Raw genomic sequence first — 24,676 nt, forward strand, 5'->3', positions numbered from 1 at the left:
CTCCTACTGGAAGTTCGCGGTCAGAACCTGGTCCGTGCTGACGGTGAAGGTGTACGACGGCGCTGTCGACACCACGGTCCCGTTCACGGTCCAACTCTGGAAAACGCTATCCGATGATGGCGTCGCCGTCACGGTCACCTGCGCGCCGACCTCGTACTTCCCGGGCTCGGACTCGTTCCCGGCGATCTTCACCGTGCCGTTCCCATTGGCCTGCACAGAGACGCTGCGCTGGACGACGTTGATCACCATCACGTTGTGCAACGTCGCCGTACCGCTGAGCGTAGCGCCGTTGTACCGGGCCAGGTTGGTGGCCTCGACGTCGCCGCTGACCACCTGGATCGTGTGGCCGTCGGTCCCGAGGTTGTCGGTGCCGAGGTTGAACGCGTCGACCTGACCGGAGTTCACCACCAGCCCGTCGTGGAACCCGTACGCGAACACGTCGAGCAGCGTCAGCCCACGCGCGCCGTCGACGGTGACGATCTTGGCCGTCTTGCGCATGTACTTGTCGATGACGAGCTCGAAGATGCTGCCCTCGTTCATCCAGTACGGCTCCTGGTACCCGACCCGGGTGACCGCGTTCCCGTTCGAGAGCACGCCCTCGACGCGGCCGTTGCGCCCCGCGCCGATCGAGATCGCATGGTCGAAGAACGCGCCGGCGACCTTGCGGACGACCACGTTGTCGCCGCTGAGGTCGATACCGTTCCAGGCGTTCGGGAAGCCGGCGTTGATCACGTAGTTGCCGCCGGCCTGACCGCGGATCGCGTACGGGTAGGGCACGACGCCCTCGGCCTTGCCCGGGTTGTTGTCCGGGTAGAAGACCCGCAACCCGCGCACACCCGCCTTGCTCTTGAGTGTGATCAGCGCGGTGTCGGTGTTCCGCTCGAACGCCTGCAGCACGGTCCCGCCGCTCGCACCGCCCTGGTCCCGGTTCGGCACGGCGGACGCGCCGCGCAGCTCGACCTTCGCCGGAACCGACAGATGCGTGCTGATCCGGTACCACCCGGCGGGCAGGTAGACGATGCCGCCGCCCTCACGCCCGGCCTGATCGAGCACCTTCTGGACGTCACGGGTCGCATCGGTCGCGGGCAGATATCCGACCCCGTGCGGCGCATCCACGACGTACAGCTTCTGCACCGGCTTGGGCAGCGGCTTCTGGTCGTACGTCGGTGCCGTGCCGGACATCCTGTGGACGATCCCGGAGACTGCGCCGACGACCTCGGTGCCGGTGATCTTCACGTACCCGGCCGAGTTGTTCGTGATCCCGCCGTCGACGTGACCACCGGCAAGCGTCAGGCCCCACCGGTCGTCCATCACGTCGACGAGCAGCCCGGTCCCGGTCCGGCGTACGTCCGGCTGGAGGAAGCTGCCGGTGAACTGGGCCCGCTGGCCGGCGACCACGTGGATCCCGACCAGGTAGTCGCTGACACTGATCCGGTAGAACTGGTCCCACTCGAGGTCGCCGAGGACCAGCCCGGTGCCGTGCGCGCGGGTCCAGGTGTCGAGTGCCTGGCGCGACGGTGGGTTGAAGGCCTTGGGCGCCGACGACCAGTAGGAGTTGCTGAAGGCAACGTTCTCCCAGGTGCCGACGTCGGCGCCGTTGTAGGCCCGGGCGCCCTCGAACAGCGCCGTACCGGTCACGTTGCGGATCGTGGTCGACTCGTGCACCTGGCCGGAGCTCGGTGCGTTGCCGTGGTCGTTCGGCATCGTGCTGACGCCGATCCCGCGGTACGAGTTGAGCATGGTGACGTCCGAGACGGTCGACATCATGTAGTTCTCGTTCCCGATCCAGGCGCCGCCGGGGATCTCGAACGTGTAGCCGTACGGGACCGGCTCGGTCGCACTCTGGTTCGGGTAGTACGTCGTGACGCCGAGCACGCCGGCGCTGCCGCCGATCCGGAACAGGCTCGGCCCGTCGTCGCCGGACGGGAGATCGGCGATGATCACGGTGCCCGTGCCGAGCTTCTGGCCGTGGTCACCACGGAGGCTGCAGAACGCGTGGACCTCGATCGTGTCGGTCACCTTGTACTGTCCGGCCGGCAGCCAGACGGTCCCGCCGCCCGCATCCTGGCAGGCGTAGATCGCCTGCTGGATCGCCTTCGTCGAGTCGCGGCGGCCGGTGCGGTCGGCGCCGTACTGGGTTGCGTCGAAGTCGGCGACGACGCCGTCCTCGGTCGGGTTGCTGGTCTGCACCAGCTTCGGCTTCGGGGTGACGACCGGCGTGAGCCGGAGTTCGAGCTCCTTGACGACGAACGAGTCGGCGCCGGTCATCGCGACGCGCACATAGCGGGCGCTCGTGATCGCGAACCGGGTCCGGCTGGTCTGGTTACCGCCCGGCGATCCGATCCGTCCGACGCTGGTGAACTTCTTGCCGTCGTTCGAGACCTGGACGGTGTAGTCGGGGGAGTACGCCTCAGCCCATTCGACGCGTACGTCGTTGACCGGCCGCGGCTTACCCAGATCGATCTGGAGCCACGAGTCGGCGCCGCCTGTCCAGGACGTACTGTCGTCCCGGTCGTTGACGGTGGCGGCTGCTCCGTTGCTGGCTGTCGCCGTACCGCCCGGGGCGAAGTTGGTGTCCACGATCGACGCGGTGAAGGCGTCGAGCTTCGCCTGCAGCGTCGTGAGCGCGGCCTTGACCTGTGCGTCGGTGACGCCCGGAGTGGATGCGATCGCCTGAGCGTCGTCGATCGCGTCCTGCAGCGTGGCTCGGCTGCCGGCCGGGTACTGACCGTCGCGGGTGCCTTCGCGCGCTGCCTCCTCGGTGCGCGTCGCCTCGCCGATCAGGTCGACGAGCCCTTCGGTGACGTCGAGGGTCGTCGCGACCTTGGCGACGCGGACCGCCGCAACCTTCAGGTCGGCCGAGCCGTCGCCGTTGTGGATGCGGAAGTCGCCGCCGTTCGAGCGGTTCGTCATCACCGCGTCGGGCAGCGCGAACGTGTACGTCTTCCAGGTCTTGGTGTCGCCGTAGCGGATCACCTCGGAGTTCTTGAACTTCTCCGGGATGGTCTCGCCGGGGGAGTCGTAGTGCAGCCCGAACTGGCCGTTGCCCTCGTCGAAGTAGTCGATGCTGACCAGCACGAGGCTGTGGTTGTCGTACAGGTAGGTGTCGGCGACGTTCATGTAGAAGAAGTTCGTCCCCGGCGACGGCGCGGTGCGGTCGGTCTGCCAGTACGCACGACCGTCCTGTACGCCGGTGATCAGGTGCGACGCGTCGTCGCCGGCGCGCGGGCTGATGCCGTTCTGCACGGGCGTCGCGCCGAGCTGGACCGACACGCCCGCCGTACTGATCCGCAGGCTCGCGATCGTGATGTCGGCGCTGCCGAACAGACGTACGTCGGCGTCGCCGAGGCGGTTGGTGAACCCGATGTCGGTGAGCGAGAAGACGCCGGTCTTCCAGGCGCCGGTGTTGGTCAGCTGGATGTCGGTGGCGTCCTGCTGCGGGTTGGCCTTGGCGTCGTACTGCAGGTCGAGGGTGCCCGAGCCGCTGTCGAGATAGGTCACCGTCACCAGGACGTCGTCGGTGCCGATCTCGTCCACGTAATCGTGGTCGACGTCGAACTCGAGGTAGCCGGTGCCGGCTGCCTGGTTCGTCTGCCAGTACGTGCGGCCTTGTTCGGTGCCGGTGCGCAGCCCGGCGGGGTCGTCGCCGGCGGCAGGCTGCACGCCGAGGGTGGTCGGGGTCGGACCGAGATCGGCGCCGACCCCGCTGGGATACATGGTGGCGGCGTGCGCTGCTGGAACAGCGATCACGCTCGCCAGCAGAACAGCAGGGAGAACCCGCGCAAGCAGGCGTCTGGGCATGTGGAAACCTCCAGGTGGCGGACCGGAGTACACAGGAGAGAGCAGCTGCGCGGATAAGTTAAACCAAGCGTGTTACTTATTCAAGAGCCCGGCGCCCGGGCAGGAAGAGTGCCGGTACGACGGCGATCACGGTGAACCCGATGGCCCAGCCGAAGCTGTGTGCATACGCCGTCGGGGTCGGGTGCGCGGCGAGCTGACCCTGCAGGACGACGGCCAGCGTCGCGGCGCCGAAAGCGCCGCCGAGTTGCTGCATGATCCGCGTCGTACTGCTCGCGTGCGGGATCTGCGCCGGCTCGAGATCACGGAACGCTCCGACCATGACGGCGAGCATCACCGCGCTCAGCCCGGCGCCGCGGACGATCAGCGCGATCGCCAAGACCCAGTACGCCGTGCCGGTGAACGCGAACGGGATGGTCCCGAGCGTGGTGAGAACGATGCCGACGAGGATGACCGAGCGTGGGCCGTAGCGATCGGTGAGTCCGCCGGCCGTTCGGGCGATCAGGCTGCCGATGCCTTGCGGGACGAGAAGCAGCCCGGCGGCCGTGACGGTCTCACCGCGTGCCTGCTGGTAGAAGAGCGGGAGGAGCAGCATCGCGCCGTACAGACCGAAGCCGGTGAGGAACAGGAGCGCGGTCGATGCGGTGAAGGACTTGGTGCGGAAGAGTGCAAGGTCGATGAGCGGGTCTTTGGCCCGTCGGAGGGCGAAGGCCGCGAGGAGTGCGATCCCGGTGATGAGTGGGATGAGGACGCGGTGGTTGCCGAAGCCGTGATCGCCGACCTGGCTGAGGCCGTAGATGATGCCGGCCAGCGCGGGGGAGATCAGCAGCAGTCCTGGTACGTCGAGGGCCGCTGCGGTGGGCTCGGGATCCGGTTTGAGCACGCGGACGGCCAGGACGATCGCGGTGATGCAGATCGGGACGTTGACGTAGAAGATCCAGCGCCAGTCGAGGTGGCCGACGAGTAGTCCGCCGATCACCGGACCGAGGATCGGGCCGATCAGTGCGGGCAGCGTGACGACGGCCATCAGGCGGCCGATGCGATCGCGGCCGGCGGCGCGCAGCAGCAGGGTCTGCAGGATCGGCAGCATCAGGCCGCCGCCGATGCCCTGGACCACGCGGAACGCGATCAGCGAGCCGATGTTCCAGGCGACGCCGCAGAGCATCGAGCCCAGCAGGAACAGGGCGAGCGCGATGATCCACATGCGCTTGGCGCCGAAGCGGTTCGCGGCCCAGCCGGTGATCGGGACGGCCATCGCGAGCGCCAGCAGGTACGCCGTACTGACCCATTGGACCGTGGACACCGAGGTGTGCAGCTCGATGCCGAGGGTGTGGATCGCGATGGTGACGATCGTGCTGTCGAGCAGTGGAGCCAGAGCGCCGAGCACGAGCACGGCGGCGAGTTTGAGGACCGCCCGGTCGAGGCGGTCCGTGGTGGGTGCGGTTGTCATCCGAGAGTCTCCTTAGAGACGGTGCGTCTCTTACGAGTTGAGAGTAGGCTCGGATGCGTAAGAGACGCAAGGTCTCTTCTTGAGGAGTTGGTTTCGTGGAGCGTCGAAGGGGTGCGGAGCTCGAGGCCGTCCTGCTCGATGCGGCCTGGGACGAGCTGACGGAGTCCGGGTACGCGCGGCTGACGATGGAGGCCGTCGCGGCCCGGGCGCATACCGGCAAGCAGGTGCTGTACCGGCGGTGGCGCAACCGGGCTGAGCTGGTGGTCGCGGCGATGCGGCACCGCACCGGCTCGATCGTCGAGAACGTGCCGGACACCGGCAGCCTGCGGGAGGACGTTCTCGGCGTACTGCGGCTGATGGCCGACCGGTTCGCGACGCTCGGACCCGACGTCGTGCACGGACTGCTGGCCGAGGCCCCGGATCTGGATCCGGAGGTCTACTCGCGGATGTCGAGTGTGATGGGGACGATCATCAAGCGTGCGGCGGAGCGCGGTGAGATCCCGACGGCGGACGTGCCCGACCGGGTGCTCACCGCTCCCACCAACTTGCTGCGTCACGAGATGCTGTTCGCCCGCGAGCCGCTCCCGTCGTCGGCGCTCACCTCGCTCGTCGACGACGTTTTCCTGCCGTTGGTCAGCGGAACGCCTCGACGTTCCGAGTGACCCAGTCGGCGAACGTCCGCGGCGCCCTGCCGAGCACGGTCTGGACGTCCGGACTGACCTGCTGCTCCCCGGCGCTCGGCGTACCGAGGACGTCGAGAGTGGCCTCGACCACCGGCTCGGGCATGAAGGTCAGCATCCCGGTCCGCGCCTGATCCCGGCTGAGTTCGGTGAACTGCACCGGCTCGCCGACAGCATTCGCGATCACGTCGGCCTGCTCGCGGGGAGAGATCGCGACCGGACCGGTGAGCGTGTAGATCGCCCCCGCGTGGCCGGTCCCGGGGTAGCTCGTGCCTGCCTGGCGCGAGTCTGTGAGAGCGGCCGCTGCGACCTCGGCGATGTCGGCGGGGTCGACGGTCGGCAGTGCGACGTCGGCGAACGGCGCGGCCATCGTGCGCTGGGTGCGGACGGACTCCGCCCACTGGAACGCGTTGCTGGCGAAGTTGCCCGGCCGGAGGATGGTCCACTCGAGACCGGACCCGGTCACGGCGTCCTCGTGGACGGATGGGTGGCGGTTCGTGCCGACGCCTTGGGAGGACAGCAGGACGACGCGGGGGACGCCGGCTGCCTTCACCACGTCGACGACGTCCTGGAGGTTGCCTCCGGCAAGGAAGTTGGCGGAGGTGAGGAGGAAGACGGCCTTCGCGCCGTCGAGGGCGGGCTTCAGGGTCTCGGGTCTGGTCAGGTCGGCCTGGTGCCCGTCGCCGCTGCGCGAGACGGGTACGACGTCCTCGCCGGCGGCGATCAGGGACTGGACGAGTGGGCGGCCTACGTTGCCGGTTGCTCCGGTGATCACGATCATGATCAGGACGCTACTGGTCGCGAGATAGTAGGTACCTAGAGGATAGTATTGGGATTGTGAACGAAACCACAGCAGTTGAGCCGGTGCAGGCCTGTCCGATCGCGCCGGTGGTTGACCTGGTCTTCAGCCGCTGGACGACCCCGATCCTGTGGACGCTGAACGAGTACGGCCGCCAGCGGTTCGTCGAGCTCGAGCGGCGGATCGGTGTGATCACGCCGAAGGTCCTGACCCAGCGCCTGCGCCAGCTGGAACGTGACGGCCTGGTGGTCCGCGAGTACCACGCCGAGGTCCCGCCCCGCGTCGAGTACGAGATCAGCCCGCTCGGCCGCAGCCTCGCCCCGCTCTTCCACGCCCTCGCCGACTGGTCACCCAACCTCACAAAGGTCGAAGCCGCCCGCCACCACTACGACACCACCGAACCACCCCACCGCCGCCCCTAACTCCCCACCCACCCACTCCCACGAGATGGGTTCACCCATCGTGTGGCGGGTTACCGCCCCGGAGCGCGGCCGGGGAACCCGCCACGGGGTAGGTGAACCCAGCTCGTGGCGGGTTACCACCCCGGAGCGCGGCGGGGGGAACCCACTACGGGGTAGGTGAACCCATCTCGTGGGAGCGGGGCGGGGGTGGGGGTCAGGCGACGCCGATGAGTTCGCGGGTGCGGAGGATGTCGACGAGAGTGAGGAAGTGGGGGACGGCGTCCGCCAGGCGGAGGGCGCCGGCTTCGTGGTGCTGCCAGCCGAACTCGAGCTCGCCGTCGATGACGTGTTCCTCGAGCGGTACGGCGTACCGGCTGAGGGTCACGCGGGCCGGGCCGGTCTGCGGGTGGTGGTCGCCGCAGCCGCACTCGGCCGGGATGGTGATCGTGGTGAGCGCCTCGGGGGAGTAGCTGCGCAGGCGCAGCGTCGTACCGCGGGCGGTGAACCGGGCGATCGTTGCGTCAGGCAACTGTACGAGCAGCTCGACCGGTACGGCGTACGAACCGGGGAGGAGCCGGAGACCACGAGACGCGAGCAGGTCGGCGAGAGCCGGGAGATTCATGCGAAGTTCCTGTGAGTGCTGTGTCGGCGGGCGGGCCACGGAAAGGGGCAGGGCCTCGTGCGCCGGACTCGGCGCGCGTCAGTGACAACAGTGACAACAGCAACAACACAGCATCTGCATGCGGACGATCATGGCACTACCGCGGGTCCACCGGCAAACACCGTCCGCAATCTGGGACGACGGTCCGTGATGTGTCAGTCGGCTTTCTTGCCGAACATGATCTCGTCCCAGCTCGGGACGCTGGCGCGCTTGCCGCGACGGGCAGCCTTCTTCTTCGGCTCTGCCGGGGTCTCCTCCGCCGCGGCCGGCTCGGAGGCGTCAGCTGCCGCGGGACGCGGCGCCTCGGTCACCGGGTCAGGTTCGACGTGCGGCGCCTGCTTGGCAGCGGGCTCGCGGGCAGGCTCCGGGTGACGGACTTCGGCCGGACGGGACGGCTCACTCGCCGCCTCGGTGGCAGGCTCGGGACGGCGGGGCTCCGCAGGGCGGGGCTGCTGCGGGCGTGCCTGACGAGCCTCGGCCGGCGCCTCGTCGGGCGCCGCGGGGGAGGCAAAAGCGGGCGGGTCGGCGGGGCGCTCGACGGCGCGGACTGCAGGGCGCGGCGCCGGCGGCTGGTCGACGGGTACGTCGATCAGCGTGGGCTCCTCGTCCGGGTTCGGCACCGAGTGCACCCGTCGTGGACCGCGCTCCGGGTCAGGTGATCGACCGGTGTCGCGGGAAACCTCGCGCGGGTAGTCACGGCTGCTCTCGCGTGAGTCCCGGTTGAGCTCTCGGGCCTCGCGCACGAAGTCGCGCGTTTCGCGAGGCGGCTCCGCGCCCTCGCGGGAAACAGGGTGGTTTCGGCGACGCAGACCGACCGTGTCCTCGAATCCGGCCTCGTAGCTGTCGGCGCCATGGTCCGGCGCGATCAGCGGGTCGATGTCCGCCACCGCGGCCAGTCGACGCTCACCGGGCTGCGGCTGGACCGGCGTCGCCAGCACCTGCGCCTGCTCGCCGACCAGCCAGCGCGCCTCGTCGTCGTCGGGCACCGCGTACCGCCCGGGGGCGTCGTACGCGAACATGGCGATCTTCTCGTCCTTCTTCTCCGCCTCGTCCTCGGACTCGACGAAGTACGAGACGCGCACCGCCCAGCGACCGTCCTCGCGCCGCCACGCGTCCCACTCGGCCGAGGCCGGGTCGACGTGACGGGTCCGCAGCCGGTCGGTCACCCAGGCGCCGAGATTCCGCGTCGGGGCATCGCCGCCGCCGCGACGACGGACCGACGCACGCTGCGCGAGGCTGGCGATGTGGTCCCGCTCGGCCAGGACCGGGCCGGCGAACGCCATCACGCGTTCCATCGGCATCTGGGCGATGGCGGCGACCGCCTCGGGACTTTCGCCGGCGCGGATACGAGCCTGGATGTCTCGTGGGCGCAGCGCGCTCTCCATTTGAATCTCCAGCTGGCCGAGTCGGGCACGGTCTCCGCGGAGGGCCGCACGCAACCGGTCGTCGACCGGTACGGCGAACTCCTCACCCGTCTCTGCCATCGCCAGGACGAGTTGTTTACCGTCCTGGCTCAGACCGACGAGCCTCGCCTCGCGCATTGACCTTGTTCTCCTGTGCGGTTCTAGACAGTCTCTCCCGGACGCTGGGCCTGACCAAGACCGGCGCGCCGTGCCGCGCGGTCATTGTGGAGGTTACGTCACGAAATCACATCTTGCCTGGTCACCAGGGTCCTCCTGGTCACACCAGTCACATTAGTCACAACACGGTGTGACTGCTAACCAAAGGTCAGCTCGCGAAGGCCGAACGCACCGCAAGCGCACGCTTCAGGTCGTCCGCGCTGTCGGCCACCGACCGCCGGATGCCGGCCACGATCGACTCGTCGGCGATCAGGTCGGCGGCCCGGTCGACGACCCGCTGCTCGATCGAGTAGCGCGGGAACGCGAGCTTCGCGCTGGTCGCGACGACCCAGCCGGACCGCAACTTCTCGGTGCCCGCGATCTCCGCGAAGTAGCGGTCGACGTACGACGCGGTGAGGTCGGACTGCGTCGGGTGCCAGAACCCCTCGGCGGCCGCGTACAGCTCGTAGTTCGGCAGGTCCGCGTCGGTCATGATCTGCGCCCAGGCCCGCTCCTTCGCGGCCGCCGTCGGCAGCGCGGCCCGGCAGCGGGTCGCGTGCACGACGCCCTCGGACGACGAGTCGCGCTCGAGCTCGGCGTCGATCTCCGCCTCGCCGATCGCGCCGAGCCGGGCGAGCTGGAGCATGACGATCCAGCGCAGGTCGGCGTCCATCGTCACGCCGTCCGGTACGCCGTCGCCGGCCAGCCAGCCCTTCAACCGATCGGCGTCGTCGGTGAAGCGCGCGAACCCGCGGGCCACCGACAGCTGCACGCTGCTTCCGGTTTCGACGGTCTCGAGCCGCGCCCGCAGTACGTCGGCGAGCTGTCCGCGGTACGGCTCGTACGGCAGGTAGACGCCGAGCACCTGCGAGTTCGCCCAGTTGAGCATCGTGCCGACCGCGATGTCGCTGGTCTCGGTCGGCAGCAGGCCGAGGACGACGTCGAAGCCGATCTTCGGGTCGAGCTCCGCGTCGGCGACCGCGTCCCGGATGCTGTTCAGTACGACGGCCCGCGTCACGCCGTCCTCGATCTTCGGGACCACCGTCGCCAGGTTCGCGAGGCTCTGCTCGTCGAGGCGGATCTTCGCCCAGCTGTCGTCGCCCGCGTCCGGGACGACCACGGCGATGGACGGGTCGAGGTCGACGTCCACCTCGTCGCCGTCGATCAGTACGTCGACCGTCGTACCGCGGCCGTCCGCGTCGTACCCGCCGACGGCCAGCTTGTGTGGTCGTGAAGCCGGGTACGCCGCCGGCGCCTTGCGCTGCAGCTTGATGCCGGTCGCGGTCCGCGACGCGGTGATCGTGTCGACGCCGGGCGTCCGTAGCCAGGCCTGGGCCCAGTCGTCCAGGCCGACGGCGCCGGCCTCGGTCCACTTGCCGAGCAGGTCGGCGAAGGTGGCGTTGCCGAACTCGTTCGCCGCGATGTGCGCGTTGACGCCGGCGAGGAACACGTCGTCACCGAGGTACGCCACGAGCTGTTTGAGGACCGCGGCGCCCTTCGCGTAGGAGATGCCGTCGAAGTCGTCGAGCGAGGCGAGCGCGTCCTTGACCGCGTCGGCGGCCACCGGGTGCGTCGACGACCGCTGGTCGGCCTGCAGGCCCCACCACTTGCGGATGTAGGCGAAGTCGATCCAGTTGTCGGTGTACCGTGTGGCCGCGGTCGAGACCCGGTGTGCCATGTACTCGGCGAACGACTCGTTCAGCCAGAGGTCGTTCCACCACTTCATCGTCACGGTGTCGCCGAACCACTGGTGCGCCATCTCGTGCACGATGGTCCGGGCCCGCTGACTGCGCTCGCCGTCGGTGACCGTTGACCGGAACACCATCGAGTCGCGGAAGGTGACGCAGCCCGGGTTCTCCATCGCGCCGGCGTTGAACTCGGGCACGAATGCCTGGTGGTACTCACCGAACGGGTACCGGTAGCCGAACATCCGGTGGTACTCGTCGAACGACTGCTTGCTGACCTCGAAGATGTCCGCGGCCTCACGGTCCAGCGCGTCCTTCAGCGACTGCCGCGAGACCACGCTGAGGGCGATGCCGTCATGCGCGTCGGTGACCTGGTGGTACGGCCCCGCCACCACGGTGACGAAGTACGTCGAGAGCGGCTTGGTCTCGGCGAGCTCCCAGCGACCGGGGGAGACCTGGGTCGCGGCGCCGTTGCCGAGCACCAGCCACTCCTCCGGCGCGGTCACCGTCATCCGGTACGGCGCCTTGAGGTCGGGCTGGTCGAAGCAGGCGAAGATCCGCGGGGCGGCGTCGAGGAACGACATCGCGTACGTGTAGACGAGACCGTCGGCGGCGTCGACCGCGCGGTGCAGACCCTCGCCGTCGTGCGAGTACAGCATCGAGGCGACGACGACCAGTTCGTTGTCCGGCTGCAGGCCGGTCAGGTCGAGGCGTCCGTCGTTCAGGCCGGCCACGTCGACGGCCGTGCCGTTGAGCGTGACCGAGGTCAGCTCGTCCGGTTTCACGTCCAGCCAGGTCGACGGGCTCGTCGCCTGGAACCTGATCGTGGTGGTGGACCCGAACGTCCGATCGCCCTGGGTCAGGTCGAGATCGACGTCGTACGACTGGACGGAAAGCGCGGCGGCCCGAGTGCGGGCGCCGTCGACGGTGAGACTCGGCATGAGGGCCACTGTATGCCGAGATTAGGCTGAGCACATGAGTGATATGAAGTACCGGCAGCTGGGCGACTCGGGTCTCACCGTGAGCGTCGTTGGACTGGGGTGCAACAACTTCGGGCGGCGGCTCGATGCGGGCGAAACGGACGCGGTGGTGAACGCCGCGGTCGACGCCGGGATCACGTTGTTCGACACCGCGGACATCTACCGCGGCGAGCACGGGTTCAGCGAGGAGCTGCTCGGCAAGGCGCTCGGTGCGCGCCGCGACGAGGTCGTGATCGCGACCAAGTTCGGCGGTGACCTGGGCGGTGTGAACGGCCCGGACTGGGGTGTCCGCGGCTCCCGCCGGTACATCCGCAAGGCGGTCGAGTCGAGTCTGCAGCGGCTCGGCACCGACTGGATCGACCTCTACCAGCTGCACTTCCCGGACCCGGTGACGCCGATCGAGGAGACCCTGGCGGCGCTGTCCGAGTTGGTTGCTGAGGGCAAGGTTCGGTACATCGGCAGCTCGCAGTTCGCCGGCTGGCAGGTCGTCGACGCCGACTGGACCGCCCGGTCGAACGGGCTGGAGCACTTCATCAGCGCCCAGAACCAGTACTCGCTGCTCGAGCGCGACGTCGAGGACGAACTGGTGCCGGCCTGCGAGCACCTCGGCATCGGCATCCTGCCGTTCTTCCCGCTCGCCTCCGGTCTGCTCACCGGCAAGTACAAGCGCGGTACGACGGCACCGGACGGCAGCCGGCTCGCGACGCAGCCGGAGCGGCTGGCGCGGGCGGACTTCGACAAGATCGAGGCGCTCGAGACGTTCGCGGCCGAGCGCGACCTGACGATGATCGACGTCGCGATCGGCGGCCTGGCCGCCCAGCCCGCGGTCGCCTCGGTCATCGCCGGCGCCACCAAGCCCGAGCAGATCGCGCAGAACGTCGCCGCCGGCACCTGGGACCCGACCGCCGAGGACCTGGCCGCTCTGGACGAGCTGACGTGACGCTGATCCTCCTGCCGCCGTCCGAAGGCAAGACCGGACGGTCACGCGGTCGTGCCGTCGATCTCGGCACCCTGTCGTTCCCGGAGCTCAACCCCGTCCGCGAGCAGGTGCTCGAGACCCTGGCGAAGGTTTCCGCCTCCGCGGACGCGTTCGACGTACTAGATGTCGGCGCCTCGCTGCGGCACGAGGTCGACCGCAACACCCGCTGGCGCACCGAGCCGTCCGTGCCCGTCTCCGAGCTGTACTCCGGAGTCCTGTACGACGCCCTCGGCTACTCGACCCTGTCCGCGGGCACCAAGCGCCGCGCGGCCAACCGGCTGCTCGTCATCTCGGCGGCGTGGGGCGCACTGCGACCGGCCGACCGCGTCCCGCCGTACCGGCTCTCGATGGGTACGACGCTGCCGGGTCATGGGCCGCTCGCGTCGGTGTGGCGCGATCCGCTCAACGCCGCACTGGCCGACGTCGACGGCGTCATCGTGGACTGCCGCTCGTCGACGTACGTCGCGGCGTGGCGCCCGACCGGCGACCAGGCGGACAAGTGGGTGTCGGTGAACGTCGTCCGCGAGCGCGACGGCGTACGCACGGTCGTCTCCCACATGGCCAAGCACACCCGCGGCCTGGTCGCGCGGCACCTGCTGGAGTCCGGCAAGGACCCCGGTACGCCGAAGTCGCTGCACAAACTGATCGCCGAACGCTGGAACGCCGAGCTGGACCGCGCATCGTCGGGCTGGACGCTGACCGTCGTCGAACACGACTGACGTTCACTGGACTGTAACTGGTGAGTGGTTTCCTGCAGTGCGTGATCGGGGAAGGCTGAGGGCAGCAACGTCAGGGGGGATCCGCCCTAACCCTCGGAGGCCTGACCGATGCGACGTTCGATCATTGCTGCCGTCACCGCTGTAGCTGCGACGGCAGCCTGGAGTCTCAGCGCCGGTCCGGCGCTCGCATACCCACCGACCCCGCCGTCGGCCAGTACGGCGGCCACCCAGCTGGCGAGCCTCACCGTGAAGACGGAGGGGTCGACGAGCGGGTACAGCCGGGACAAGTTCCCACACTGGATCACCCAGTCCGGCAGCTGCGACACGCGTGAAGAGGTTCTGAAGCGCGACGGCATCGGCGTGACCGTGGACAGCAGCTGCCAGCCGACGGCGGGCCGCTGGTACAGCGTCTACGACGCGACCTACGTCAACGAGTCGTCCGGTGTCGACATCGACCACATCGTGCCGCTCGCCGAAGCGTGGAAGTCGGGTGCCAGCGGATGGACGCAGGCGCGCCGGCAGGAGTTCGCCAACAACCTGACCATCGCTCAGCTGATCGCCGTGTCGGCGTCGAGCAACCGGTCGAAGGGCGACTCGGACCCGTCGGAGTGGCAGCCGCCGAACGCGTCGGTGCACTGCATCTATGCGCGCGAGTGGATCTGGGTGAAGTACACCTACGGCCTCTCGCTGCAGTCGGCCGAGAAGACCGCTCTGCAGCAGATGCTCGGCACTTGCTAGTCCTCCAGTAGATGGCGGCGCTGGGCGTGGATGCCGGCCTGAAACCGGGTCCGCGCGCCCAGCGTCTCCATCAGCTCGGCCACACGCCGGCCGACGGTCCGGCTGCTCAGCGCGAGCTGTCGCGCGATCGCGTCGTCCTTGAACCCGGCGGCCAGCAGCGTCATCAGCCGCGCATCCGTCGGATCGGCCTTGGCCGACGGCACAACCGGCACGGCCTGGTCCCACAGCAGCCAGAACATCTCGATCAACGCGTCGAGCAACGCACACGGATGTACGACGAGCGCACTGTCGACCAGCTGGTCCACAGCCAGCGGCAGCAGCGCGATCTTCCCGTCGAACACAGCCAGCTTCATCGGCACCTGCGGATGCACCCGCGACGTCTCGCCGGCATCGGCCGCGCTGAAGGCCTCGTCGACGCCGCCCGGGATGTCCAGGGAGTCTGGGGAGTAGATGCCGTGGACAACCACTCCGTCGCCGAGCAGTCCGCGGACCTTCGGATCGGAGTCGCCGGGCCGCGAGGCGTACGGCGGCCGGTCGAGAACGAGGAGCTGGTCCCCGGTCCCGTTCAGCAGTTGGGCGAACCGGGCCGCGATCGCCTCCTGGCCGACGATCACCTCGACGAGGTTCTCCGGGCGGTGCTGCTCCTGCGCACGTAGCTCGGTCAGCATGACGCGGGCCTCGGCACGGACGCGGTCGAGCTCGGCCCGTCGTACGGCGACCAGCGCGTCGACCGCGACATCGGGACGCGTCGGCAGCAGCCGGACCGGGTCGTCGGAGGTGGTGGTCAGCAGACCGAGCTTCTCCAGCCGGCCGACTGTCTCGGTGAGGTCGCGCTCGTCGCGGCTGAGTCGCCCGGCGAGCTCGCGGACGTCGCAACCAGGCGCCGACAGCAGCGCCCGGTAGGCCTCCTCGTCCGGCGGCTCCACCCCAACCGTCTCCAGCATCCGATCAGGCTATCTCGTCCAGTGGACCGTCTCGACCGGTTTGGCGACTTCGCGACATGTCCGGGATACGTCAGGCCCGGGCCGGGTGCGGATACCCCCGCGGTGGGGTATGCCTGACGTGCTGGGCGCGCGCGGATCGGACAGGGGACGTTCGGTCAAGCCTCAACGCGCGCGCCCGCCCTTCTCAGTTGCCTCTCAGCTGCCATCATGGAACCTCCCGACGCACCGATGTGAGGGAGGCACGATGAGTGAAAATGCTGCCGCCGCACCGAGCACAGGACCGGGTACCGGGGAGCGCCCGGAGCTGAAGCGGGTGATGGGGCCGGGACTTCTGCTGCTGTTCGTCGTCGGCGACATCCTCGGCACCGGCGTGTACGCGCTGACCGGCAAGGTGGCCGGCGAGGTCGGCGGAGCGGTCTGGCTGCCGTTCCTGTGCGCGTTCGTCGTCGCGATGCTGACAGCGACCAGTTACCTCGAGCTCGTCACGAAGTACCCGAAGGCCGGTGGCGCCGCGGTCTACACCCACAAGGCGTTCGGGATCCACTTCCTCACGTTCCTGCTGACGTTCGCGGTGATGTGCTCGGGCCTGACCTCGGCGTCGAGTGCCTCGAAGGCGTTCGCGGCGAACTTCTTCTCCGCTGCGCACATCGATCCCGATCGCGGGTCGGTGCTGATGATCACCGCGCTGGCGTTCATGACGCTGATCGCGCTGGTGAACCTGCGCGGCGTCGGCGAGAGCGTGAAGGCGAACGTCGTACTCACCTGTGTCGAGCTGAGCGGTCTGCTGATCGTGATCGGGATCGGCGCGTGGGCGCTGATCGGCGGCGACGGCGACACGTCCCGGCTGACCGACTTCCATGTGCCCGACGGGGAGTCGCCGTTCGGCGCCGTGACCGCGGCGACCGCGCTGGCGTTCTTCGCGATGGTCGGGTTCGAGGACTCGGTGAACATGGCCGAGGAGACCAAGGACCCGGTCAAGATCTTCCCGAAGATCATGCTGATCGGCCTGTCGATCACCGGCGTCATCTACGTGCTGGTCGCGATCTCCGCGGTCGCGCTGGTCTCGCCCGAGGAGCTGAACAAGGGCGCGACGCCGCTGCTGAAGGTCGTGCAGGCCGGTGCGCCCGGGTTCCCGCTCGAGGTGTTCGCCTGGATCACGATGTTCGCGGTCGCCAACTCGGCGCTGATCAACATGCTGATGGCGAGCCGCCTGTTGTACGGGATGTCGCACGAGAAGGTGCTGCCCGGTCCGCTCGGCCGGGTCCTGCGCAAGCGGCGTACGCCGTACATCGCGATCCTGTTCACCACGCTGCTCGCGTTCGTCCTGATCGGGTACGCCGACCTGGCGGCGCTCGGTGGTACGACGGCGTTCCTGCTGCTGTGTGTGTTCGCGATCGTGAACGTCGCGGTGCTGGTGTTGCGGCGGGACAAGGTCGAGCACAAGCACTTCAACGCACCGACGGCGTTGCCGGTGCTCGGTGTGGTGCTGTGCGTGTACCTGGCGAGCCCGTTGTCCGGGCGGGCGTCGGCCGACTACAAGATCGCCGGCTGGCTGATGCTGGTCGGTGTCGGGTTGTGGGCGCTGACGTGGCTGCTGAACAAGTACGTGTTCAAGCGGCACGCCGATTTCGATCCGTCGCATCTCGATCCGCAAGGTCCGGTGAACTGACCGGAAGGAAGGCTGCGAGCAGGACCGTCGCGAGGGCCGCGAGCCCGGTGGCGACGGCGATCCAGCCGAGCGCGGGGTAGCCCGCGCCGGCGTCGATCGCCAGGCCGCCGAGCCACGGCCCGACGGTGATGCCGACGTTGAACGCGGAGAAGTTCGTCGCGGTGGCGAGCGTCGGTGCCTCGCCCGCGAGGCTGAACACGCGGGCGTTCAGTGCGGGGTTCGCGGCGAAGCCGAAGCCGCCGAGCAGGGCGATGACCGCGACTGCCGCGACCGGCGTGGAGGTGACGACCGCGAGCAGCGCCGACAGGATCACCAACCCGGTGATGCTGATGAACAACGTATGGAACGGCAGGGCGTCGGCGAACCGGCCGCCGACGGTGATCCCGATGAACGACCCGAGACCGTAGAGGGCGAGTACGCCGGGCACCGCGCTCGCGGGGAGGCCGGTGATCTGGGTCAGGAGCGGTGCCAGGTAGCTGAAGACGACGAGGATCGTCGCGGTGACGAGGGCCGTCGTCCCGAACGCGAGCCACAGCCGGGCGTTCACCAGCACTCTCAGTTCATCCGCGAGGCGTGGTGCTGTCGCGGGATTGGGCCGGTCGCCGGGCACAGTGGCGACGACACCCACCATGGCCAGGACGCACAACCCGGCGACCGTCCAGAACGCGGAGCGCCAGCCGAGATGCTGGCCCAGGACCGTCCCCAGCGGCAGCCCGACGATGGTTGCGACGGTCAGGCCGCCGGTGACGATGCTCATCGCGCGAGCTCGGGTGTCACTGCTGACCAGCGACATCACGGTGACCGCGGCAACCGACCAGAAACCGGCGTACACGAAGGCGCCGACGATCCGGGTGACCAGGAGGACGGTGTAGTTCGGGGTGAGGCCGCCGGCGATGTGCGTCAGCGCGAAGACGGTGAGGAAGGCGAGCAGCGCCGTACGGCGGGACCAGGTGAGGGTGAGGACGGCGAGGACCGGGGCGCCGACCAGCATGCCGAGCGCGAAGGCGGAGATCAGCAGTCCGGCCCGGGGGATCGAGACCTGCAGGTCAGTGGCGAGTTCGGGAAGGAGTCCGGCGAGCATGAGTTCGGACGTGCCTTGCGCGAAAATGCTCAGGCCAAGGACATAGACAGCAATTGGCATCGTTCCCCCTCACTCGACGAGTGCCACTCGGAGTATCTCAGAGATCACTGTCCGCTGTCGCCGCGCCCGTCACGGGCTGAGACTTGGGGGAGTACGGCATGGTTGAGTTATGAGCTCGCAGACTCCGGCGAAACGCTCCGGGCGGAGTGTGGACACCGCCAAGATCGGTGGCGGGTTGAAGCTGCTCGTCCTGCTGGTGGGCCTGATGTGGCTGAGCGAGGTCATCGACACCGCGACCAACGGGGCCCTCGATCAGTACGGGATCATCTCCCGCGAACCGCGCGGCCTGGTCGGCATCCTGACCGCGCCGTTCCTGCACCTCGGCTTCGGCCATCTGATCTCGAACACGCTGCCGCTGGTCACGCTCGGCGCGATCATCGCGGTCAGCGGCGCGGCCCGGTTGTTCGCGGTGACCGCGATCGTGGTGGTGATCGGCGGCTTCGGGACCTGGCTGATCTCACCGCCGAACACGATCACGATCGGCGCGAGCGGGCTGGTCTTCGGGTACGCGTCGTACCTGATCCTGCGGGGGCTGTTCAACCGGCGGCTCGGTCAGGTGCTGATCGGGATCGTGGTGATCATGGTGTGGGGCAGTGCCCTGTTCGGTGGTCTGTTGCCGCAGGACGGGATCTCGTGGCAGGGCCATCTGTTCGGCGGGATCGCCGGGGTGCTGGCCGCGTGGGTGCTGTCCGACGACAAGCAGCGCGCTAAGTAAGGGTGCTCGGGTCGGTGTTCGAGCCGCAGACGACGACCACGACCCGCTCGCCGACCGCCGGTTCGTAGGCACCTGAGCTCAGGGCCGCGTACGCCGTTGCGCCGCCGTGCTCGGTTGCCAGGTGGTGGTCGTACCAGAGCTGTTTGCGGGCGGCAACGATCGCGTCGTCCTCGACCAGGACGGACCGCACGTGATGGCCCTGGACCGCGTTGAAGGCGAGATCGCCCAGGCGGCGGGCGCCCAGGGAGTCGGCTGCCACGCCGGCGACCGGGCCGTCGGATGGTCCGCCGGCCTGCAGGGCGCGGTGCATCGTGGGGGCGAGGGCCGGCTCTACGCCGATGACCTGGGCGTTGTCACCGATTGCCGTCGCGATGCCGGCGATGAGGCCACCTCCGCCGACGGCGACCAGGACCGTGTCGAACCTGCCTGCCTGTTCGAGGAGCTCGAGGCCGACCGTGCCCTGACCGGCGACGACCTCCGGCTGGTCGTAGGCGTGGACGAGCAGCGCGCCGGACTCGTCCTGCGCCGCGAGCGCCGCCTGGTACGCCTCGGCGTACTCGCTGCCGACCTGTACGACGTCCGCTTCGAGCGTCCGCAGCTTGCCGAGCTTCGCCGCCGGGGTCGTCTCCGGAACGAAGATCCGCGCCGGCACGCCGAGCTCCCGGGCCGCGTACGCCGCCGCGAGGCCATGGTTGCCGCCCGATGCGGCGACGATGCCCTGGCCGGTCAGTTCGCCGCTGTCCTTCGCGCTGAGCAGCCGGTTGAACGCGCCGCGCGGCTTGAACGAGCCGGTGTGCTGGAGCAGTTCGAGCTTGAACGTGAGCCCGGGTGCGACCTCGACCACCGGAGTACGGCGTACCCGCCCGGCGATCCGCTCTGCCGCCTGCTGCACGTCCTCGAGGCTTACCGTCATGCCTCAACCCTGCCACGATGGAGAACAGCCGACGGACGGAGGCCATCCAAAATGGGCGCGTACGACGAGAGCTACCGGCGGAGCCTGGACGACCCGCACGGTTTCTGGCTGGAGGCGGCCGAGGCGATCTCCTGGACGCGTCCGCCTACCCAGGCGATCGACGCGGCCGACGCCCCGATCTACCGCTGGTACCCCGACGGCGTACTCAACACGTCGTACAACGCCCTGGACCGCCACGTAGACGCAGGCGACGGCGACCGCACCGCGCTGATCTACGACTCCCCGGTCACCGGCACCGGGCGCACGTACACCTACACGCAGCTACGGGACGAGGTAGCCACCTTCGCGGGTGCGTTGCGCTCACTCGGGGTCGAGAAGGGCGACCGGGTCATCGTCTACATGCCGATGGTTCCGGAAGCCGCGGTCGCCATGCTCGCCTGCGCCCGCCTCGGCGCGATCCACTCGGTCGTCTTCGGCGGCTTCGCACCACGCGAGCTGGCCGCCCGGATCGACGACGCCGAGCCGAAGGTGATCGTGGCCGCGTCCTGCGGGATCGAGCCGACCCGGGTCGTCGAGTACAAGCCGATCATCGACAAGGCCCTGACCATCGCCCAGCACCGGCCCGAGCACACGATCGTCCTCCAACGCCCGCAGGCACTCGCGCAGCTCGGTGAGCACGATGTCGTCTGGACCGAGCTGACGGCGAAGGCCGAGCCTGCCGATCCGGTCCAGGTGGCCGCGACCGACCCGCTGTACATCCTCTACACGTCGGGTACGACGGGGAAGCCGAAGGGAGTCGTCCGCGACAACGGCGGCCACGCCGTCGCGCTCGCCTGGACGATGCGCAACGTGTACGACATCGGACCTGGCGACGTGTGGTGGACCGCCTCGGACGTCGGCTGGGTCGTCGGCCACTCGTACATCGTCTACGCCCCGCTCCTGGTCGGCGCGACCACAGTCCTGTACGAAGGCAAACCGGTCGGTACGCCGGATGCCGGCGCGTTCTGGCGGGTGATCTCCGAGCACCGCGTGAAGGCTCTGTTCACTGCCCCGACCGCGATCCGGGCGATCAAGAAGGTCGATCCGGAAGCGCGCGAGCTGGCGAAGTACCCGATGGAGACGTTCCGGACGTTGTTCCTGGCGGGGGAGCGGCTCGACCCGGAGACCTATCACTGGGCGCACGAGCACCTCGGCGTACCGGTGGTGGATCACTGGTGGCAGACCGAGACCGGCTGGCCGATCGCGGCCAACCCGCGCGGACTGGAGCCGCTGCCGACCAAGCCGGGCTCGGCGACCGTGCCGATGCCGGGCTGGAACGTACAGATCCTCGACGCGTACGGCAAGGAACTGCTGCCGCAGCAGGAGGGCGCGATCGCGATCAAGCTCCCACTGCCGCCGGGCGCGCTGCCGACGCTGTGGGGTGACGACCAGCGTTACATCGACAGCTACCTGAAGGAGTACGACGGCTACTACCTGACCGGTGACGGCGGGTTCATTGACGAGGACGGCTACATCTTCGTGATGGGCCGTACCGACGACGTGATCAACGTGGCCGGGCACCGGCTGTCGACCGGCTCGATCGAGGCGGTCGTCGCGGCGAACGCCGCCGTCGCCGAGTGCGCGGTGATCGGCGTACACGATCCGTTGAAGGGTCAGCTGCCGCGGGCGCTCGTCGTACTGAAGGCCGGGGCGACGGTGAGCGAGGAGACGCTACGAGACGAACTGGTGGCCGCCGTACGGCGGGAGATCGGTCCGGTGGCGGCGTTCCGGGACGTGTCGGTCGTGGACGCGCTGCCGAAGACGCGGTCGGGCAAGATCCTGCGGCGGACGATGCGCGGGATCGCGGACGGGCGGGACGAGCCGGTGCCGTCGACGATCGAGGATCCCGCCGTACTGGATGCGCTACGCCCGGTGCTGCGCAGCCAGGAAGGCTAGAACCGCAGGGCTTGCGATCGACCGGAACTCGTGGAAGTAGGCGTGCCGGGCGCCCGCGATCAGCTCGGCACGCGCTCCCGGGATGCGATCCGCGAGCAGTTGCGCGTTGGCGGCCGGGCTGAAGATGTCGTCGGTGCCGTGCAGGACGAGGGTCGGCGCAGTGATGCTCGGCAGGCCGTCCCACGCGTCGTGCTTGTTGCTGGCGACCAGATGCCTGCCCTTGGCGTACGACGGCATGCTCGCATCGCCGAGCACGTAATACGGACCGGGGTTCCGGGCGAGCCACTCCGGCGTGTACATCAGCTCGAGCAGCACCCGATCGGTCCGCGCCGGGTCGGCCAGCGCCTTGCGGATCTCCTGGCTCCGCTCGTACCCGTGCGCCGCGCCGGGCGAGGTGCAGCCGAGGACCAATGCCTTGACGCGCTCAGGATGGTCGATGGCCAGCCACTGCGCGACCCGCCCTCCCATCGAAGTCCCGTAGACGTGTGAACTGTCGAGGCTCAGATCATCGAGCACCGCGATCACGTCATTGGCGAACCCGCGGGTGCTGTAGACCTCATCGGGCTTGTCACTCTCGCCTGTCCCTCTCCAGTCGAGGGTGATCAGTCGGTAGCCCTCGAAATCGGCGAGGATCGGATCCCACCACGTGTGGTTGTTCGACTGCCCGGCGAGCAGCACAAGTGGTTGCCCCTCGCCCCGAACCTGATAGGCGATCCGTGTCCCGTCAATGGTTGATGCGTGTGGCACAGAGATAGTCTGCGGGTATGCGAGTCGTCATTGCAGGTGGACACGGACAGATCGCGCTGCGGCTGACGAGGCTGCTGAGCGGTGACGGACACGAGGTGGTCGGGCTGGTGCGTAACCCGGACCACGAGGCCGACATCGCGGCGGCCGGCGGACAGGCCGCCGTACTCGACCTCGAGCAGGTCGACGCGAGTGCCGTCGCCAAGGTGCTGGCCGGTGCGGACGTCGCGATCTTCTCGGCGGGTGCCGGTCCGGGCAGCGGGAACGCGCGCAAGGACACGGTCGACCGCGGTGCGGCGGCCCTGTTCGCGGACGCGGCCCAGCAGGCCGGTGTACGGCGGCACATCCAGGTCGGCTCGATGGGTGCGGACACCGCCGACTCGCTGACCGACGACTCGACCTTCACCATCTACCTGAAGGCGAAATGGGCGGCCGAGGAGGACCTGCGGGCCCGGGATCTGGACTGGACGATCCTGCGGCCGGGCGGCCTGACCGACGACCCCGGCACCGGGAAGGTCCGTCTCGCCGACAAGACCGGCAACGGACGGGTCAGCCGCGACGACGTCGCGCTGGTGCTGGCCGGCCTGTGCGACACCCCGGCCGCGATCGGCCGGACCCTGGAACTCATCGCCGGCGAGACCCCGGTGAGCGAGGCCCTCAACTCCCTCTGAAGTTGCCACAAGCAACAGAATGTGACGGATATGTCTGACTCTCTGCGCCAGGTGACCTTCGAGCGCGTGGCGAACAGCAGCTACGAGGTGCGCAACGTCCGCGGCGGCACGATCCGGGTCGGTTCCGGCGGCGCGGACACCGACTTCACCCCGGTCGAGCTGCTGCTGGCCGCGATCGGGACCTGCTCGGCGATCGACGTCGACGTGGTCGTCAGCCGCCGGGCCGAGCCGACCGAGTTCAGTGCGGTCGTGCGCGGCGACAAGGTCCGCGACGCCGAGGAGGGCAACCGGATGGAGAACCTCGCCGTCGAGTTCGTCGTGCGTTTCCCCGAGGGCGAGGACGGCGACAAGGCCCGCGAGGCGCTCCCGCGCGCGGTGAAGATGTCGCACGACCGGCTCTGCACGGTCAGCCGGACGGTCGAGCTCGGTGCGCCGGTCACCACGACCGTCAACGACTGAGGACCTCACGCAGGCGCTCGGCGTATGCCTTCGGGTGGCTCAGATTGCCGTTGTGGCCGCCCGGGAAGAGCTGTAGTTCCTGGTCGGCAGTTTGGCGAGCGATTCGGCGCACTGGTAGTCGAAGACGGTGCGCGGCGTCGTCGTACCCGCTGCTGCGACGATGCGCGCGGTGACGGTCGTGAGGTCGGCGGGGACGTCGTTTGCGGCGGCGACATGGAGGCCGATTACTGCGCCGAGGCTGCAGCCGAGCATCGCCACGGGCTCGTCGGTGAGGTGCGCGAGGAGTTGGTGTACGTCGTCCGCGTGGTCGGCGATCGTGGCCGGGTGTTCGAGCCGGCTCCGGGACAGGCCGCGTCGGTCGTAGGTGAGGACTGTGTAGGCGTCTTTGAGGTGTGCGGCGAGGTCGACTGTGCGATCAGCGTCGCCTTCACCGCTCTGGGCGATCAGCAGCAGCGGGCCGGTGCCTTCCAGTTGGTGATGGATGACAGCACCCGGGACTTCGAGGGTTGGCATGGGTCGGAGATTACATCTGACTCGATGCATCTATCAAGATGTATCTGACTTGATGTAGATTTCAGGCTGTGAACGGTGTGGAGCTCTTCCTGCTCGGGCGGGCGTTGATGAAGATCGGCGAGGATGCGCTGCCGGAGCCGCCGGGCGGCGCCGCGAAGTACGCCGGGAGCGCGCGGATGGTGCTGATCGTCGCGAGCGATATCGCCGAACACCCGGAGAGCGCGGTGGGGGAGATCGCCGCGCGGACCGGGCTGCCACAGAGCCAGGTGTCGACCGCGATCGCCCGGCTGAAGGAAGCCGGCTCGGTCATCACCACCACCGACCCCGCCGACCGCCGACGCGCCCTGGTCAGCCAGGCGCCCGACGTCTCGGACCGGCTGGCCCAGGTTCGCGGCACCACGATCGAGCCCGCCCTCGCCGCAGCCCTCGGCACCGACGACCCCGCCCGCGTCGCCGAGGTCTCACACACCCTCGAGCAACTCGCCCACGACCTGCTACCGAACCGCTCGGACGGCTAGACCTG

22 protein-coding genes are annotated in these 24,676 nt (G+C 68.9%); 11 read left to right on the top strand and 11 right to left on the bottom strand.

Translation table 11 applies throughout. The features are described from left to right. Positions 1-3: 3 nt before the first annotated feature. Both OHA10_RS31095 and OHA10_RS31100 read right to left on the bottom strand, forming a co-directional pair. On the bottom strand, positions 4-3,801 hold the full coding sequence (locus OHA10_RS31095) for a discoidin domain-containing protein (protein ID WP_371402315.1): 3,798 nt from the start codon (positions 3,799-3,801) through the stop codon (positions 4-6). Positions 3,802-3,877: 76 nt separating this feature from the next. Next, complete coding sequence (locus tag OHA10_RS31100; RefSeq protein WP_371402316.1) at positions 3,878-5,248, bottom strand: MDR family MFS transporter; 1,371 nt, start codon at positions 5,246-5,248, stop codon at positions 3,878-3,880. A gap of 95 nt (positions 5,249-5,343) precedes the next feature. On the opposite strand from OHA10_RS31100, the gene OHA10_RS31105 reads away from it, so the two are divergent. Then, entirely contained in the window at positions 5,344-5,910 is a 567-nt protein-coding gene (locus tag OHA10_RS31105) for a TetR/AcrR family transcriptional regulator (RefSeq protein WP_371402317.1), read from the top strand. Here OHA10_RS31105 and OHA10_RS31110 read toward each other — a convergent pair. Continuing rightward, a complete protein-coding gene (locus OHA10_RS31110; RefSeq protein ID WP_371402318.1) occupies positions 5,882-6,709 on the bottom strand; it encodes an NAD(P)H-binding protein in 828 nt (275 codons plus the stop codon). The two genes, OHA10_RS31105 and OHA10_RS31110, sit on opposite strands and share 29 nt — an antisense overlap. A gap of 56 nt (positions 6,710-6,765) precedes the next feature. Between OHA10_RS31110 and OHA10_RS31115 the strand changes: the two genes are divergently transcribed. Further along, positions 6,766-7,149, top strand: coding sequence for a winged helix-turn-helix transcriptional regulator (locus OHA10_RS31115; protein ID WP_371402319.1), 384 nt, complete (start codon positions 6,766-6,768; stop codon positions 7,147-7,149). A 193-nt stretch (positions 7,150-7,342) separates the two neighbouring features. Here the strand turns inward: OHA10_RS31115 and OHA10_RS31120 are convergent, their stop codons facing one another. From OHA10_RS31120 to pepN, 3 genes are all read right to left on the bottom strand, one after another. Then, positions 7,343-7,750: a hypothetical protein gene (locus OHA10_RS31120; RefSeq protein ID WP_371402320.1), complete on the bottom strand. Its 408-nt coding sequence runs from the start codon at positions 7,748-7,750 to the stop codon at positions 7,343-7,345. Positions 7,751-7,944: 194 nt separating this feature from the next. Further along, positions 7,945-9,330, bottom strand: coding sequence for a septation protein SepH (gene sepH / locus OHA10_RS31125; protein ID WP_371402321.1), 1,386 nt, complete (start codon positions 9,328-9,330; stop codon positions 7,945-7,947). Positions 9,331-9,517: 187 nt separating this feature from the next. After that, positions 9,518-11,974: an aminopeptidase N gene (gene pepN / locus OHA10_RS31130; protein WP_371402322.1), complete on the bottom strand. Its 2,457-nt coding sequence runs from the start codon at positions 11,972-11,974 to the stop codon at positions 9,518-9,520. A 34-nt stretch (positions 11,975-12,008) separates the two neighbouring features. On the opposite strand from pepN, the gene OHA10_RS31135 reads away from it, so the two are divergent. From OHA10_RS31135 to OHA10_RS31145, 3 genes are all read left to right on the top strand, one after another. After that, positions 12,009-12,953, top strand: coding sequence for an aldo/keto reductase (locus OHA10_RS31135; RefSeq protein WP_371402323.1), 945 nt, complete (start codon positions 12,009-12,011; stop codon positions 12,951-12,953). Next, positions 12,950-13,711, top strand: coding sequence for a YaaA family protein (locus OHA10_RS31140; protein ID WP_371402324.1), 762 nt, complete (start codon positions 12,950-12,952; stop codon positions 13,709-13,711). The genes OHA10_RS31135 and OHA10_RS31140 overlap by 4 nt, the downstream gene beginning before the upstream one ends. Before the next feature lie 108 nt (positions 13,712-13,819). Then, on the top strand, positions 13,820-14,449 hold the full coding sequence (locus OHA10_RS31145; protein WP_371402325.1) for an HNH endonuclease family protein: 630 nt from the start codon (positions 13,820-13,822) through the stop codon (positions 14,447-14,449). Here the strand turns inward: OHA10_RS31145 and OHA10_RS31150 are convergent. Next, complete coding sequence (locus OHA10_RS31150) at positions 14,446-15,393, bottom strand: transcriptional regulator TrmB (protein WP_371402326.1); 948 nt, start codon at positions 15,391-15,393, stop codon at positions 14,446-14,448. The two genes, OHA10_RS31145 and OHA10_RS31150, sit on opposite strands and share 4 nt — an antisense overlap. A gap of 244 nt (positions 15,394-15,637) precedes the next feature. On the opposite strand from OHA10_RS31150, the gene OHA10_RS31155 reads away from it, so the two are divergent. Next, positions 15,638-17,062, top strand: a complete 1,425-nt coding sequence (locus OHA10_RS31155; protein WP_371402327.1) for an APC family permease — start codon at positions 15,638-15,640, stop codon at positions 17,060-17,062. Here OHA10_RS31155 and OHA10_RS31160 read toward each other — a convergent pair. Continuing rightward, on the bottom strand, positions 17,004-18,203 hold the full coding sequence (locus OHA10_RS31160) for a Cmx/CmrA family chloramphenicol efflux MFS transporter (protein ID WP_371402328.1): 1,200 nt from the start codon (positions 18,201-18,203) through the stop codon (positions 17,004-17,006). The genes OHA10_RS31155 and OHA10_RS31160 overlap by 59 nt on opposite strands. Positions 18,204-18,312: 109 nt before the next feature. Here OHA10_RS31160 and OHA10_RS31165 point away from each other — a divergent pair, with 109 nt between their 5' ends. Next, a complete protein-coding gene (locus OHA10_RS31165; protein ID WP_371402329.1) occupies positions 18,313-18,918 on the top strand; it encodes a rhomboid family intramembrane serine protease in 606 nt (201 codons plus the stop codon). Here OHA10_RS31165 and OHA10_RS31170 read toward each other — a convergent pair. Continuing rightward, the gene (locus tag OHA10_RS31170) at positions 18,911-19,831 is read right to left on the bottom strand and encodes a threonine/serine dehydratase (protein ID WP_371402330.1); all 921 of its coding nucleotides are present in this window, start codon (positions 19,829-19,831) and stop codon (positions 18,911-18,913) included. The genes OHA10_RS31165 and OHA10_RS31170 overlap by 8 nt on opposite strands. 51 nt (positions 19,832-19,882) lie before the next feature. Between OHA10_RS31170 and OHA10_RS31175 the strand changes: the two genes are divergently transcribed. Continuing rightward, positions 19,883-21,766, top strand: coding sequence for a propionyl-CoA synthetase (locus OHA10_RS31175; protein ID WP_371402331.1), 1,884 nt, complete (start codon positions 19,883-19,885; stop codon positions 21,764-21,766). Here OHA10_RS31175 and OHA10_RS31180 read toward each other — a convergent pair. After that, the gene (locus OHA10_RS31180; protein ID WP_371402332.1) at positions 21,734-22,513 is read right to left on the bottom strand and encodes an alpha/beta fold hydrolase; all 780 of its coding nucleotides are present in this window, start codon (positions 22,511-22,513) and stop codon (positions 21,734-21,736) included. The genes OHA10_RS31175 and OHA10_RS31180 overlap by 33 nt on opposite strands. Before the next feature lie 17 nt (positions 22,514-22,530). Here OHA10_RS31180 and OHA10_RS31185 point away from each other — a divergent pair, with 17 nt between their 5' ends. Then, positions 22,531-23,181 carry an SDR family oxidoreductase gene (locus OHA10_RS31185; RefSeq protein WP_371402333.1) on the top strand — a complete coding sequence of 217 codons (651 nt, stop codon included), beginning with the start codon at positions 22,531-22,533 and terminating at the stop codon, positions 23,179-23,181. Between the two features lie 30 nt (positions 23,182-23,211). Further along, positions 23,212-23,640 (top strand): OsmC family protein, encoded by a 429-nt coding sequence (locus OHA10_RS31190; protein ID WP_371402334.1) that lies wholly within the window; start codon positions 23,212-23,214, stop codon positions 23,638-23,640. A 39-nt stretch (positions 23,641-23,679) separates the two neighbouring features. Here the strand turns inward: OHA10_RS31190 and OHA10_RS31195 are convergent, their stop codons facing one another. Next, complete coding sequence (locus OHA10_RS31195) at positions 23,680-24,153, bottom strand: alpha/beta fold hydrolase (RefSeq protein ID WP_371402335.1); 474 nt, start codon at positions 24,151-24,153, stop codon at positions 23,680-23,682. 68 nt (positions 24,154-24,221) lie between these two features. Here OHA10_RS31195 and OHA10_RS31200 point away from each other — a divergent pair, with 68 nt between their 5' ends. Further along, entirely contained in the window at positions 24,222-24,671 is a 450-nt protein-coding gene (locus OHA10_RS31200) for a MarR family transcriptional regulator (RefSeq protein ID WP_371402336.1), read from the top strand. Positions 24,672-24,676: the final 5 nt, after the last annotated feature.

Source organism: Kribbella sp. NBC_00662, from assembly GCF_041430295.1.
GTDB lineage: Bacteria > Actinomycetota > Actinomycetes > Propionibacteriales > Kribbellaceae > Kribbella.

Bases quoted from the DNA above. Each gene is read 5' to 3' on its own strand.
- OHA10_RS31095 (WP_371402315.1), bottom strand. From the start codon at position 3,801: ATGCCCAGACGCCTGCTTGCGCGGGTTCTCCCTGCTGTTCTGCTGGCG.
- OHA10_RS31100 (WP_371402316.1), bottom strand. From the start codon at position 5,248: ATGACAACCGCACCCACCACGGACCGCCTCGACCGGGCGGTCCTCAAA.
- OHA10_RS31110 (WP_371402318.1), bottom strand. From the start codon at position 6,709: ATGATCGTGATCACCGGAGCAACCGGCAACGTAGGCCGCCCACTCGTC.
- OHA10_RS31120 (WP_371402320.1), bottom strand. From the start codon at position 7,750: ATGAATCTCCCGGCTCTCGCCGACCTGCTCGCGTCTCGTGGTCTCCGG.
- sepH (WP_371402321.1), bottom strand. From the start codon at position 9,330: ATGCGCGAGGCGAGGCTCGTCGGTCTGAGCCAGGACGGTAAACAACTC.
- pepN (WP_371402322.1), bottom strand. From the start codon at position 11,974: ATGCCGAGTCTCACCGTCGACGGCGCCCGCACTCGGGCCGCCGCGCTT.
- OHA10_RS31135 (WP_371402323.1), top strand. From the start codon at position 12,009: ATGAGTGATATGAAGTACCGGCAGCTGGGCGACTCGGGTCTCACCGTG.
- OHA10_RS31145 (WP_371402325.1), top strand. From the start codon at position 13,820: ATGCGACGTTCGATCATTGCTGCCGTCACCGCTGTAGCTGCGACGGCA.
- OHA10_RS31150 (WP_371402326.1), bottom strand. From the start codon at position 15,393: ATGCTGGAGACGGTTGGGGTGGAGCCGCCGGACGAGGAGGCCTACCGG.
- OHA10_RS31155 (WP_371402327.1), top strand. From the start codon at position 15,638: ATGAGTGAAAATGCTGCCGCCGCACCGAGCACAGGACCGGGTACCGGG.
- OHA10_RS31160 (WP_371402328.1), bottom strand. From the start codon at position 18,203: ATGCCAATTGCTGTCTATGTCCTTGGCCTGAGCATTTTCGCGCAAGGC.
- OHA10_RS31165 (WP_371402329.1), top strand. From the start codon at position 18,313: ATGAGCTCGCAGACTCCGGCGAAACGCTCCGGGCGGAGTGTGGACACC.
- OHA10_RS31170 (WP_371402330.1), bottom strand. From the start codon at position 19,831: ATGACGGTAAGCCTCGAGGACGTGCAGCAGGCGGCAGAGCGGATCGCC.
- OHA10_RS31175 (WP_371402331.1), top strand. From the start codon at position 19,883: ATGGGCGCGTACGACGAGAGCTACCGGCGGAGCCTGGACGACCCGCAC.
- OHA10_RS31185 (WP_371402333.1), top strand. From the start codon at position 22,531: ATGCGAGTCGTCATTGCAGGTGGACACGGACAGATCGCGCTGCGGCTG.
- OHA10_RS31190 (WP_371402334.1), top strand. From the start codon at position 23,212: ATGTCTGACTCTCTGCGCCAGGTGACCTTCGAGCGCGTGGCGAACAGC.
- OHA10_RS31195 (WP_371402335.1), bottom strand. From the start codon at position 24,153: ATGCCAACCCTCGAAGTCCCGGGTGCTGTCATCCATCACCAACTGGAA.